The 13,451-nt window shown below is 67.1% G+C and carries 10 protein-coding genes; 1 reads left to right on the top strand and 9 read right to left on the bottom strand.

Annotated features, from left to right (window positions below; all coding sequences use genetic code 11):
* Positions 1 to 48: 48 nt before the first annotated feature.
* From RR42_RS22930 to RR42_RS22895, 8 genes are all read right to left on the bottom strand, one after another.
* Positions 49 to 3,198, bottom strand: coding sequence for an efflux RND transporter permease subunit (locus RR42_RS22930; RefSeq protein WP_043353282.1), 3,150 nt, complete (start codon positions 3,196 to 3,198; stop codon positions 49 to 51).
* Complete coding sequence (locus RR42_RS22925) at positions 3,198 to 4,271, bottom strand: efflux RND transporter periplasmic adaptor subunit (RefSeq protein ID WP_043353280.1); 1,074 nt, start codon at positions 4,269 to 4,271, stop codon at positions 3,198 to 3,200. The genes RR42_RS22930 and RR42_RS22925 overlap by 1 nt, the downstream gene beginning before the upstream one ends.
* A 95-nt stretch (positions 4,272 to 4,366) precedes the next feature.
* Entirely contained in the window at positions 4,367 to 4,804 is a 438-nt protein-coding gene (locus tag RR42_RS22920; RefSeq protein ID WP_043353278.1) for a hypothetical protein, read from the bottom strand.
* Between the two features lie 69 nt (positions 4,805 to 4,873).
* A complete protein-coding gene (locus tag RR42_RS22915) occupies positions 4,874 to 5,713 on the bottom strand; it encodes an ABC transporter permease (protein ID WP_043353276.1) in 840 nt (279 codons plus the stop codon).
* A 4-nt stretch (positions 5,714 to 5,717) separates the two neighbouring features.
* Entirely contained in the window at positions 5,718 to 6,491 is a 774-nt protein-coding gene (locus RR42_RS22910; protein ID WP_043353274.1) for an ABC transporter ATP-binding protein, read from the bottom strand.
* Between the two features lie 14 nt (positions 6,492 to 6,505).
* The gene (locus RR42_RS22905) at positions 6,506 to 7,510 is read right to left on the bottom strand and encodes an ABC transporter substrate-binding protein (protein WP_236702165.1); all 1,005 of its coding nucleotides are present in this window, start codon (positions 7,508 to 7,510) and stop codon (positions 6,506 to 6,508) included.
* Positions 7,511 to 7,576: 66 nt separating this feature from the next.
* On the bottom strand, positions 7,577 to 9,310 hold the full coding sequence (locus RR42_RS22900) for a hydantoinase B/oxoprolinase family protein (RefSeq protein WP_043353270.1): 1,734 nt from the start codon (positions 9,308 to 9,310) through the stop codon (positions 7,577 to 7,579).
* Positions 9,307 to 11,436 (bottom strand): hydantoinase/oxoprolinase family protein, encoded by a 2,130-nt coding sequence (locus RR42_RS22895; protein ID WP_043353268.1) that lies wholly within the window; start codon positions 11,434 to 11,436, stop codon positions 9,307 to 9,309. Before RR42_RS22895 ends, RR42_RS22900 begins: the two co-directional genes overlap by 4 nt.
* Positions 11,437 to 11,723: 287 nt before the next feature.
* Here RR42_RS22895 and RR42_RS22890 point away from each other — a divergent pair, with 287 nt between their 5' ends.
* A complete protein-coding gene (locus RR42_RS22890) occupies positions 11,724 to 12,455 on the top strand; it encodes a TetR/AcrR family transcriptional regulator (protein ID WP_043353265.1) in 732 nt (243 codons plus the stop codon).
* Between the two features lie 129 nt (positions 12,456 to 12,584).
* Here RR42_RS22890 and RR42_RS22885 read toward each other — a convergent pair whose 3' ends face one another.
* Entirely contained in the window at positions 12,585 to 13,451 is an 867-nt protein-coding gene (locus RR42_RS22885) for a carbohydrate ABC transporter permease (protein WP_043353264.1), read from the bottom strand.

Below are 13,451 nucleotides of genomic sequence, written 5' to 3'. Positions count from 1 at the left end.
TGGCAGCGATCATGACAGCCGCGGCTGCCATCTTGCCCATTGCGCCTCTCATTGCTCTTCTCCTTGTGCTTCTCCTTGTGCTTCTCCTTGTGCCATGCGGCCTTGCTTGTCCTCGCGCGGCCGCGCCACGCCAAAGCGCTCGAACAACAGCGGCAACAGCAGCAAGGTCAGTGCGGTGGAGCTGACCAGGCCGCCCGAGACGACGATGGCCAGCGGGCGCTGGATCTCGGAGCCGGGCCCGCTGGCGAGCAGCAGAGGAATCATCCCCAGCGCCGTGATGCAGGCGGTCATCAGGACCGGCCGCAAGCGGTCGCGCACGCCGGTGCGCACCGCCTCGGCCATTGGCAGCCCTTCCTCCAGCAAGGTATTGAAATGCGAAACCAGCACCACGCCGTTCAGCACGGCAATGCCCAGCAGCGCGATAAAGCCCACCGAGGCCGGCACCGACAGGTACTCGCCCGCCACCCGCAGCGCGGCGATGCCGCCCACCAGCGCAAACGGAATATTGGCGATGACGAGCGCTGCCTGGCGGATCGAGCGGAAGGTCAGCATCAGCAGCAGGAAGATCGCGCCCAGCGCCAGCGGCACCACCAGCGCAAGGCGCGCGGCGGCGCGCTGCTGGTTTTCGAACTGGCCGCCCCAGGCCACGCGCAATCCCTTGGGCAGTCCGGCCAGGCCCGCCACGGACGTTTGTGCCTCCTGCACGAAGCCGGTCAGGTCGCGTCCTTCCACGCTGACCTGGATCACCGCAAAGCGCCCGCCGTCTTCGTGGTTGATGCGCACCGGCCCTTCCACGCGCCGCACCTGTGCCAGGGAGGTGAGCGGCCAGGACGTGCCGTCCGGCGCTGTGACCTGCAGGCTGGTGAAGGTCTCCGGCGTCTGCCGCAGGCTATCGCTGCCACGCAGGATCAGCGGCGTGCGCACGGTGCCCTCCGGCACGATGCCGATCCGCTCGCCCTCCACCTGCGCGCGCAGCAACGCTTGCAGCGCATCGCCGGAAAGCCCCGCGCGGCCGACGGCTGCGCGGTCCAGCGCAAGCGTGAGGTACTGCACGCCCTCGTTGCTGGGCGCGATCACTTCGGCCGCGCCGGGGATCTTGCGCACGCGCGCGGCAATGGCCTGCGCCGCCGTGTCGATGGCGCCGAGATCAGAGCCGAACACTTTGATGGCCACGTCGCCGCGCGTGCCGGTCAGCATCTCCGAGACGCGCATCTCGATGGGCTGCGTGAAGCCATACACCACGCCCGGGAAACGCTCCATGACGCGGCGGATGGCGCTGGCGATGTCTTCCTTGCTGCCGCGCCACTGGTCCTTTGGCCGCAGCGCGAGGAAGGTGTCGGTCTCATTCAGCCCCATCGGGTCGAGGCCGAGATCGTCCGAGCCGGAGCGCGCCACGATCGAGCGGATCTCCGGCACCTCGGCCAGCAGCGCCTGCTGCACCCGCAGGTCCAGGCCCACCGAGGTGGCCAGCGAAACCGACGGCGCCTTCTGCAACTGCACGATCATGTCGCCCTCGTCCATGGTAGGCATGAAGGTCTTGCCCACCGACAGGTAGAGCGCCACCGCCACGGCCAGCGCCACGCCAGCCGAGGCAAAGACCGCGCGCGGATGCCGAGCGCTCCAGTCCTGCAGCCGGGCAAAGCCGCGTGCCACCTTGCGCATCAGGTACGGGGACTCGTCCGCATGCGTGCGCAGCAGCAGCGACGCCAGCGCCGGCACCACGGTGAACGCGATCGCCACCGACGACGCCAGCGCCAGCACGATGGTCAGCGCCACCGGGCCGAACAGCTTGCCCTCCAGGCCTTGCAGCGACAGCAGCGGCAGGAACACGATCGCGATGATCGACACCCCGGCAAGCATCGGCACCGCCACGCTGGCGACGGCATGACGGATCACCGCGCCGCGCAGCGATGGGTCGGACTTGCGTTCGTGCGCTTTCGCCAAGGCGGATTCGATGTTCTCCACCACCACCACTGCCGCGTCCACCAGCATGCCCAGCGCAATCGCCAGGCCGCCCAGGCTCATCAGGTTGGCGGTCAGCCCCACGTAACGCATCAGCATGAAGGTCGCCAGCATCGACAGCGGCAGGGTTGCCGCCACCACCAGCGCCGCGCGCAGGCCGCCGAGAAACAGGTACAGCGTCACCACCACCAGCAGGCTGGCCTCGATCAGGGCCCGCACCACGGTGTTGGCGGCACGCGTGACCAGTTCACCCCGGTTGTAGAACACGTGCGTGGACATGCCCTTGGGCAGCTGCGGCGCCAGCGCATCCAGCCTGGCCTGCACATCGGCGACCAGCTGGCGGGCATCGGCGCCGCGCAGGGCCAGCACCAGCCCCTGCACCGCTTCGCCACGCCCGTCCTTGCTGACCGCGCCGTTACGCGTGGCCACGCCGAGCCTGACGGTGGCCACATCGCCCACCGTCACCAGCGGCATGCCGTTGCGCCCGCCCGGCGCGGCAACGGCCACCTGGCGCAAGTCTTCCACGCCGCGCACGCCGCCTTCCACGCGCACCACCCAGTTCTCGTCGCCCTGCTCCACCCGGCCCGCGCCGTCATTGCGGTTGTTGGCGTCGAGCGCCTGGCGCAGTTGCTCCACCGTAACGGCGCGGGCGCGCAGCCGCGCCGGGTCAGGGATGACCTCGTAACTGCGCACCTCGCCGCCCAGCGCGTTGACATCTGCTACGCCGGGCACCGTGCGCAAGGCCGGGCGCAGCACCCAGTCCAGCACGCGGCGTCGCTCGGCCAGCGAGAAGGCATCGCCCTCCACCGTGAACATGAACATCTCGCCCAGCGGCGTGGTGATCGGCGCCAGCCCGCCGATGGCGTTGGGCGGCAGGTCGCGCAGCAGGCCGGCGAGCCGCTCGGACACCTGCTGGCGGGCCCAGTAGCTGTCCACGCCTTCCTCGAAATCGACCGTCACGTCGCTGATGCCGTACTTGGACACCGAGCGGACGATGGTCTTGTGCGGAATGCCCAGCAGCTCCTGCTCGATCGGCGTGGAGACGCGCTGCTCGACTTCCTCCGGCGTCATGCCGGGGATCTTCAGGATGACCTTGACCTGGGTGGGCGAGATGTCCGGAAAGGCATCGATGGGCAACTTCAAGTAAGCCCACGCTCCGGCCACAGCCAGCACACAGGCGGCAATCAGTACCAGCGCCCGCTGGCGCAGGGAGAATTCAATCAGGCCGGCAAGCATCACTGGCCTCCCGCGAGCATGCCCTTGAGCGCGCCCACGCCGGCCACCGCCACGCGCGTGCCGGCGGGCAGCGGGCCGCGCACGGTCGCGGCGGCATCGTCCACGGCTTCGACCACCACGGTCTGGTAGCGCACGCCGGTCTTGGTCGCCACGAACACGCCCGGCGTGCCACGCCAATACGTCAACGCCATGGCCGGCACCCGCACACGGCCCGCGCCGGTGGCGTCGGGTGCGCTACGCAAGTGCACGATCACATTCACGCTCTCGCCAGCCTGCAGGCTACCGCGCTTGTCCAGTACCGCGCGCACGCGCACGGCGGCGGTGCCGTCGCTTGCCGGCACCACGCCGGCCACCGTGCCGGTGGCGCCGCGCTGGCGCACCTCCACACGTTCGCCGCCGGTGGGAGCCGGCGCATCGCGGCCGACCAGCAGATCAAGCTCCAGCGCAGTGGGGTCCACGATGCGGAACAACGGCGCGGCGCCTTCCACGCGCGTGCCGGGCACGGCGTTAACCTCGGCGATCAGCCCGGCACGGCCGGCCACCAGTTGCGGCTCACCTGAGCCGCCCGCGAACACGATGCCCGCGGCAGCCATCTCGGCCTCGCGGGCGCGCACCATCGCCGCCCCTTCGGCCGCGCGTGCCTGCGTGGCTTGCCAGCGGCTGCCCGGGATGATGCCGTCGTCGTGCAAGCCGCGGTCCCGCGCCAGCGCCAGGCGGGCCAGGTTGGCCTGCGAGCGCGCTTCCGACAGCGCACGCCCGGCCTCGAACAGTTGCGGGCTGGCAAAGGCGGCCAGCGGCTGGCCGGCGCGCACCGGCTGGCCAATCGACACCAGCACACGCGAGACCATGCCGGCATAAGGCGCGGCAACCACGTACTGCGCATCGGGCTTTAGCACCACGCGAGCGCTGGCGCCGGTCGCCAGCTGCGCGGCACCGACGACGGGATCAAACCGCACGCCGAGCGCGCGGGCCTGGGCATCGGACAGCGTCAGTACCTGCGCGCGGGCCATGCCAATGGGGAACAGCGTCGACGCGACCAGCGCGCCAACGAAAACAACTCGACGGGAAAACATGCCTGGCTCCAAAGCAGGATGGAAGCGCCCGGCACGCCATGATCAGCCTCGATCAGGCGCGCCAGCGTGCACCGCCGGCGTGGCCGGCAGGGGAATCAGGAAGCGAGGGGAGGGGCGTGCGCAGGGGGTGGCCTGCTGTCGCTGCCACGCCATCGGGGCGGCGTGCGCTCCCGCCACGGCAGGCGCCGGAACACCGGCAGCGGCCGCGCGCCAAACAGCAGGAACGCGAAGACCAGGCCGATCAGCACATCGGCGGCCTGCACGTGGAGGGGAAAGGCAATGGGGCCGATGGCGGTCTGCACGTCGACCTCAAGCGGCTCGACCGCGATCAGCGCGGCGGAACCCGCGGGCGAGGTGGATGAAGCGGAAGGAGAATAAGAATTAACCGCACCTTGGAGCGCCGTGTGCACATGCAGGCCATGGAGTTTCGGGGTTCCGAGATGGCCGTGCAGAAGCGGGGTAAGGAGCTGCATTGCAAACAGCAACAGCAGCAGGGCTCCCCGGTAGAAGGAGGGGCGGTCTGCGCGAAACATGGCGCGATTGTAGCCGAGTTCGAGGCGGCGGCGCAGTTTGTGAACGGACCATCCGCGCCGCCCGCCCCCTCAGCGTTTGGCTTGCACCAGTTGCGTCAACCGTTCCGTACCCGACGCGGGCACATGGCTTTGCCCCGGCCTGCCGCGCTGCGACGCGTGCCACGGCAGCATCCGCTCCTCGGCCCACTCCAGCGCCTTGAAGAGGATCACCCCCAGCGCGCACAGCAGCGCCAGCGCCACAAACACGGTCGGCGTGTCGAAGCTGCCTTGCGCCACCAGGATGACGTGGCCAAGCCCGGTCTCGCCCGCCACGAACTCGCCGACGATGGTGCCCACCAGCGCGAACGACACGCCCACCTTCATCCCCGCGAAGATGCTGGGCAGGGCGTTGGGAAAGCGGATCTTCCACAGTACCTTGCTGCGCGACGCCTGGTTGGCGCGCGCCATGTTCAGCATTTCCGGGTCGATGGATTTGAGGCCAAGCACCGTATCGATCAGGATCGGGAAGATCGCGATCAGCATGGCAATGGCGATCTTTGGCGCGGAACCGGTACCCAGCCAGATCACGAACAGCGGCGCCAGCGCCACCTTGGGCACGGCGTTGAGCGCCACCATCAGCGAGTAAAGCGTGCGATCCAGGAAACGGGAGTACACGATGCCGATGGCCGAGCCCACACCCAGGACCACGGCCAGGACAAAGCCCGCCAGCGTGGTCTGCAGCGTGTCCAGGCTCTGCATCAGCAGGAAACCCGGCTGCGCCAGGAACTCGGTAAAGATCTTGCTGGGCGGCGGCAGCAGGAATTCGCGCACGCCAAAGGCCCGCACCGCGCCCTCCCAGATCAGCAACAGCACCACGATGGTCAGGATGGCCAGCCGGCTGTTCTCGGAACGCTTCCATAGCAACTTCATCACATCATCCCCTGTAGATGCCAAGCTCGCGGAAAATCTGGCGGATCTGCGACACGTAGCCGGCAAAGGCCTCCGTCTCCCGCACCGCCAGGCCGCGTGGCCGTTCCAGCTCGATCGGAATCACCGCGGCGATGCCGCCCGGGTTGCGCGACATCACCACCACGCGGTCGCTCAGGTACACGGCTTCGGAGATCGAATGCGTGATGAACAACACGGTTTTGCCGGTGGCCAGCCATGTCCGCTGCAGTTCCTCGTTAAGATCGTCCCGCGTGAAGGGATCGAGAGCGCCGAAAGGCTCGTCCATCAGCAGCAACTGCGGGTCTACCAGCAGCGCGCGGCAGATCGAGGCGCGCTGGCGCATGCCGCCGGACAGCTCCCACGGATAGCGGTGCGCGAACGCGCCAAGGCCGAACAGGTTGAGCACGGAACGCGCGCGCTCCTCGAAATCGGCGCGATCCAGGTCGTGGAACTCGGCGGCAATTAGCACGTTGTCCAGGATCGTGCGCCAGTCAAGCAGCAGATCGCGCTGGAACACCACGCCCATGTTGGCCGGCGGGCCCACGATGGGGTCGCCCTGCAGCGCCAGGTGGCCGCTGGAAATGGGCTCCAGTCCAGCCACGCACTTGAGCAGCGTGCTCTTGCCGCAGCCGCTCGGGCCGACGATGCTGACGAATTCTCCTTCCTCGATTTCGAGGCTGACGTCCTTCAACGCGTACAGCGGTTCGCGCTGGGAATGGTAGACCTTGTTGAGCTGCCCGATCTGCAGGAATGCCGACATGTACGTCTCCCGGACTAGTTCGCCAGCATGGCGTTGGTGTAGTAGTCGGCCGGCTTGCGCCCGGGCTTGATCATGCCGGCCTGCTCCATCGACTGGATGGCGGCCGCCCAGTCGGCATCGCTCTGCTTGCCGATCGGCAGGCCCTTGTGCGTGGGACTGTCGAAGAACGCACGGTAAGCCTGGATCTGCGCCAGCAGGATCTGCGGGTCCAGCTTGGCATTGGGGCGCTGTGCCAGGATGGCGGCTACGCCTTCATCGGCGTGGCCCGCGTAGATGTACTCCCACGCGCGCACCTGCACCTGGGCGAACTTCTTCAGCGCCGCGCCCTTCTCGGCCAGCCGTTGCGGCGTGGCCACCAGTCCATAGCTGGGGAAGTTGATGCCGCTGTCGGACAGCAGCAGCGCCTTGGCGGGGCGCACCTTGGACACCATCGGCTGGCCGAACGGCGCCTGCGACAGGAAGCCGTCGCTGTTGCCCGAGGCGTAGGTGGAGATCATGGCCGCGGGCGACACCATCACGATAGTGGCCTTGCCCTTGGCGATCTTGTTGGCCTTGAAGTAGGGATCGATAAATGGCGCCCACGGGCTGGTGGTGAAGCACACCAGCTTCTTGCCGACCAGGTCCTGCACGGATCTGACGCCCAGCTTTTCATCGACCATCACCGCCAGGTCGCCCTTGCGGGCGAAGCCGGCGATGGACATCAGGTCCAGCCCGTTCTCTTTGGCCACGGCCATGGTGCCAAGCTGCACCTGGCCCACATCGGCCTGGCCGGCGGCGAGCAGTTGCAGGGTGTTGATGGTGCCGGTGCCATCCTGCACTTCCACGTCGAGTCCAGCCTCCTGGAACCAGCCCTTCTGCTTGGCCAGGTGCATAGCGGCGTGCATGCCCCATGGCGAGTAGTCCATCCGCACAAGCAGCTTCTGGACGGGCGCCTGCGCCGCGGCCGCGCCAGCGAACAGCATCAACGATGTCGCGGTGGCACACGCGCGCCGGGCCAGTTTCATGACAGAAAAACGCATCTCGATTTCCTTTGTGGGGGGTCTGTGGGTATGCGTAAGCGGACGGCTGCCAGCCGTCCGGAAATACTACGCCGCCTTGGCCAGCAGCTTCGCGCGCAATGCCGCGGTGGACGGCACATCGATCTCGCCGGTGGCAGGGTCCACCACCACCTTGTAATGCTCGAGCACAAAGGCGGCGGTGAGCTTGTGGTTCCACACGTCCTGCCGGATGCGCTCGAAGTCGCGCACCAGCGGATCGCCGAAGCCGCCGCCGCCGGGCTGGATATGCGTCACCACATCGTTGCGTGCAATCGTCATGCCGACCTTGCTCGGCAGGTCAGTGATCTCATCGCCTTGCCGCAGCAGGTTGCGTGCCGGACTGGCGGGCCCGCCTCCGGCCAGGCCATACGGCGAGAACTTCATGCGGTCGGCACGCAGTTGCAAAAGCGCGTTGGGCGCCAGCACGCGATAGCTGCGGCGAATGCCCAGGCCGCCGCGGAACTCGCCCGCGCCACAGGAATCCTCCACCAGCTCGTAGGCTTCCACGCGCACTGGATGCTGCGCTTCCAGCGTTTCCACCGGCGTGTTCGACAGGTTCTGCGAGGCATTGGTGATGGCCTCGATGCCATCGCTGGCGGGGCGCGCCCCCCATGCGCCGCAGATCATGTCCACGATGATGTAGGGCTTGTTCTCGTCGCTCATGCCGGACAGGCACACCACCGTGTTGCCGCCTTCGCCGGCGGCGGGGATGCGGTCCGGCACCACCTGTGCCAGCGCGCCGAGCATCGCATCGAACACGCGGTAGCCCGTCAGCGCGCGCGCCGCCACCGCGCTCGGCGGCAAGGGGTTGAGCACGGAGCCTTCCGGCACGCGCACCTCGATGCAGCGGAACACGCCAGCATTGTTTGGCACATCGCCCTTCAAGGCGCAGCGCACGCTCAAGTAGGTGCAGGACTTGGTGTACGACAGCGTGGAGTTGATGGCGGCGCGCACCTGCGGCGACGAGCCCGTGTAGTCCGCGCTCACATAGTCCTCATGCACCGTCAGCGCAACCTGGATGGGGATCGGCTCCGGCGACAAGCCATCGTCGTCGATGTAGTCGGTAAAGTGGAAGGTGCCTTTGGGCCATTTGCGGATCTCTTCGCGCGTGAGGCGTTCCGCGTAGTCCAGCAGCTCGTTCAGGTAGGCGCGCGTGTCGTCGCGGCCGTATCGGTCGAACAGCGCTGTTAGTTCGCGCACGCCTACCTGGGTGGCGGCGTACTGCGCCTTCAGGTCGCCTAGCACACGGTCCGGCAGGCGCACGTTCTGCGCGATGATGCGCTCCAGCGTGTCGTTGACCTTGCCGCCTTCATACAGCTTGAGCACCGGGATGCGCAGCCCTTCCTGGTAAATCTCGGTGGAGTCGCTGGCGTTGGAGCCCGGCACGCGCCCGCCCACGTCGGTGTGGTGGCAGATCACCACGCAATAGCCTTCCAGCGCGCCGCCATAGAAGAACGGCACGAACATGAAGATGTCCGGCAGGTGCATGCCGCCCTGGTAGGGGTCGTTGACCACCACCGCGTCGCCCGGATTCAGGTCGTTGCCATAGCGCGCCTGCACCGCCTCCATGGCCTCGGGGATCGCCCCCAGGTGCAGCGCGATGGTCTTGGCCTGCGCCACCATGCGGCCGTGCCGGTCGCAGATCGCGGCCGAGTAGTCCATCACGTCCTTGACGATCTCCGAGCGCGCCGTGCGAATGACCGTGTAGGCCACTTCGTCGACGATGGAGTCCATCGCGTTCTTGACGACCGCGAAGGTCACCGGGTCGAACTGCGTGCTCATGCTGCCTCCTGGGCGATATCGATGATGATGTTGCCGATCTTGTCCGCGCGCGCCGAAGCGCCTGGGGGCACGACGATGGTGGTGTCGTACGACTCGATGATGAGCGGGCCCTGGCGCGGCGCATCCGTCATGGCCGAGCGCGGGATCAGCAAGGTCTCGCGCGGTGCCTGGTCGCGCCCGAAGCTCACCTGGCGCGTGCCGGCAACACCATGCAGCGCGCTGGCATCCACCTGGATGGCGTCGAAATCCAGCCGCTGGTCGCTACGGCCATAGGCGCTCAGGCGCACATTCACCAGTTCCAGCGGCTCGTCGTTGCGGTAGCCAAAGGTTTGCTGGTATTGGACGCCGAAATCCTCGATAAGCTGCGCAAGCGCAGCAGCGTCCGGCGCCTTGCCGGTTTCACCGCCAGGCAGCGGGATGGTCAGCTCCGAGCTCTGGCCGAGGTAGCGCAGGTCGATGCCCACCGCCATCTCGACCGCGGCCTCCGAATAGCCTTCCAGCGCGAGGATGGCCAGGCCTTGCTGTCGCAGTTCGTCGATCACCGCGCCAATGCCGGCGCCATCGCAATCCGCCAGCGGCCGCAGGATGGCCTTGACGAAGTTATGCTCGGCATCCGCGCACAGCATGCCGGCCGAGCAGAACACGCCCGCCATCACCGGTGCGATCACCCGCTTGATGCCCAGCAGCATGGCCACGTCCACCGCGTGCAGCGGCCCCCCGCCGCCGAAGGCGATCATCGTCATGTCGCGCGGGTCGCGCCCGCGCTCCACCGTCACGGCACGCAGCGCGCGCGCCATGCTCACGTTGGCCACATGGCGGATGCCGTGCGCGGCGGCCAGCGTATCGAGCTTGAGCGGTGCACCGATATGCGCGTCGATGGCACGGCGCGATTGCTCCGGGTCCACCTTGAGGCTGCCGCCCGCCAGCGATTCGGGATTCAGGTAGCCAAGCACCATGTTGGCGTCGGTCACCGTGGGCCGATCGTTGCCGCGCCCGTAGCACGCAGGCCCCGGATTGGCGCCGGCCGATTCCGGGCCCACGCACAGCAGGCCGCCGGCATCCATCCAGGCCAGCGAGCCGCCTCCGGCGCCCACCTCCGCGATATCGATGGCCGGTACCTTCAGCACATAGCCCCCGCCTTTGACAAAGCGGCTCGGCGCGCTGATGCCGTCGCGGAACTCGTACTCGGTGGTCAGCGACGGCGTGCCGCCGGTGATGATCGATGCCTTGGCCGTTGTGCCGCCCATGTCGAACACGATCAGGTCGCGCCCGCCACCCAGCGCGCCGATCTGCGCCGCGCCCGCCACGCCGCCGGCCGGCCCCGAGGCCACGGCAAACACGGGCTTCTCGCTGGCGCTGGCCACGCCCATCATGCCGCCGTTGGACGCCATCACCTGCAGCGACGCCGACACGCCCATGCGGGCCAGGTCATCCTTCAGGCGCCGCAGGTAAGTGCGCATGGCAGGCAGGATGTAGGCATTGACCACCGTGGTGCTGGTGCGTTCGTATTCCTTGATTTCCGGCAGCACATCGCACGATGCGGTCACCAGCAGGCGGGGAAACGCCCGCTCCAGCTGCGCCTTGGCTTCCAGTTCGTGCACGGGGTTGATATAGCTGTTGATAAAGCAGATGGCCAGCGCCTCCACGCCCTCTTCCACCAACCCGCGCGCCACGGCCAGTACCTCGTCCACGTTGAGCGGCACGATGATATTGCCGCGCGCGTCGATGCGCTCGTTCAACCCGCGGCGATAACGGCGCGGCGCCAGCGGCTGCGGCTTCTGCCAGCCCAGGTCGAACATGGTCGGGGTGCGGATGCGGCCGATCTCCAGCACGTCGCGAAAGCCCGCCGTGGTCAGCACGCCGGTGCGCGCGCCCACCTTCTGCAGGATGGTGTTGGACGCCGTGGTGGTGCCGTGGACGATTTCGGTGATATCGCCCGGCGCAATCCCGGCTTGCCCGATCAGCGACTTCAGGCCGGTGACGATGGCCTCGCCCAGGTCGTGCGGCGTGGTCGATGTCTTGTTGACGAACAACCGCCCGTCCGGCATTGCCAGGACGATGTCCGTGAACGTGCCCCCGATATCGCACCCGACCCGGACGCCCGCATTGCTTCCCGCATGAACCATGTCAACTCCAAGGATGTGAGGCACGGGCGACTTGCGCGTGCCGCGCATTCCGTTGCCCCGGAACGCGCACCGACCGATCTGCTAACTAACTAGTCAGTACAATAGAAGACGGGATTTTGCTTGTCAACCGGGTTTTCACGGAGCACCAGAATGGCGCCAGCGCTTGGCTGGCGGCCTTCTTGCGGTGCGCTTCAGGGGGTGTACACTAACCATCTGGTTAGCGGGCGCACTGGCACGGTGCTGCCCGCCATGACAATGCCATGACAAATTTATCGAGGAACATCCGTATGCCAGTGACCGCCAAGACCGCGCGCAAGCCAAAGCCGCGCGACGCCCAGGCCACGCGCGAGAAGATCCTCCAGATGGCCTCGAAGGAATTCGCGGCCAAGGGCTTCGACGGCGCCCGCGTGGACAGCATCGTGGCCCGCAGCAAGATCAGCAAGAATCTGGTCTACCACTATTTCGACAGCAAGGAGGCGCTGTTCATCGAAGTCATGGAACGCGCCTACTCCGCCATGCGCGAGCGGCAGAACGAACTCGGCCTGACGGGAAAGAGCCCCGTCGACGATATGCGCGCGCTGGTGATGCACACCATTCAGCATTTCATCGAGCAACCGGAATTCATCCTGCTGCTGGGTACGGAGAACCTGCACAAGGCGGAGCACATCCGCAAGTCCAAGGTGATTCCTGCCATGTTCAATCCGCTGAAGAGCGCGCTGGCGGAGATTCTGGAGCGGGGGAAGGAACAAGGCGTGTTCAGGCAGGATGCAGACTGGGTGGATCTATATATTTCGATCTCGGGCCTGGGGTCTTACTTCATCTCGAACCGCTACACGCTGTCGTTCGTGCTTGGCGTGGACCTCGCCGCCCCGGATCGCGTGGCGTCGAGGTTGCAGCATGTGCCGGACATGGTGATGAGCTACCTGTGCAATTTTGGCGCCGCGGCGACGCAGGGCAAGGAACAGCCGCGCGCGGAGCAGGCGACGGTGCGCACGCAAGGCGCGGCGGCGCTGCCGTAGCACGCATTGCCGGGCCGCCCCGTTGGCCGGTGGCTGGCTCCGATGGCATCTGCGCTGGCCAACGATCCGCGCTCGACGCTGCCCGGATCGCTTCGCTGTCGGCACGGACCCGGCCACCGCCAGACGCACTCACTTCACCGCGCCCACGGTAAAACCCGCGACAAAGCGGTCGACGAACAGGTTGTAGAGCACGGCTACCGGCACGCTGACGACCAGGCAGGCGCCCATCAGGGAGCCCCAGAAATAGACATCCCCGCGCACCAGGAAGGTCGGCACGCCAACGCTGACGGTGTACTGCGACGAACTGGTAATAAAGGTGAGGGCATAGACGAATTCCTGCATCACCAGCGTCAGCGTGAATATGACTACGGTCAGGATGCCGGCCGAGGACAGCGGCACCACCACCTTCAGGAAGGCGCCGAAGCGGCTCAGCCCGTCCATCATCGCCGCCTCTTCGATATCGCGCGGCACCGCCTTGAAGAACCCCATCATCAGCCAGGTGCAGAAAGGCACGGTGAAACTCGGGTACACCAGCACCAGCGACCACAGCGAATCCTGCAGGCCGAGCGCGCCGATGATGCGGGAGAAGGGAATGAACAGGATGGTGGGCGGGATCAGGTAGGTCAGGAAGATGGCGATCGCCAGCTGCCGCCCGCGGCTGCCTGCCAGCCGGGCCAGGCTGTAGCCGGCCGGCACCGCCAGCAGCAGGGTGATGGCCACCACCATCGCCCCCACCAGCAGCGTATTGGCAATCCAGCGCAGGTACTGTGTCTCCAGGAACAGCACGCGCAGGTTGTCCAGGGTGGGCGGCTGGTTGAACAGGAAGGGATTATTGGCCGTGTTGATCAGGTCGTGGACATCCTTGAAGGTGGTGATCAGCATCCAGTAGAAGGGAAAGGCGCAGAACCCCGCGAAGACGGCAAGGATGGCGACATGGCCGAAGCGTGCGCCCCAGCGCGCGCCTCTGTGCTTCCAGTGACTGGCATCAGCACGCAT

This window comes from Cupriavidus basilensis (genome assembly GCF_000832305.1).
Classification (GTDB): domain Bacteria; phylum Pseudomonadota; class Gammaproteobacteria; order Burkholderiales; family Burkholderiaceae; genus Cupriavidus; species Cupriavidus basilensis_F.
The sequence above is the reverse complement of the archived record's forward strand: the minus strand, read 5'-3'. Positions and strand labels throughout refer to the sequence as shown.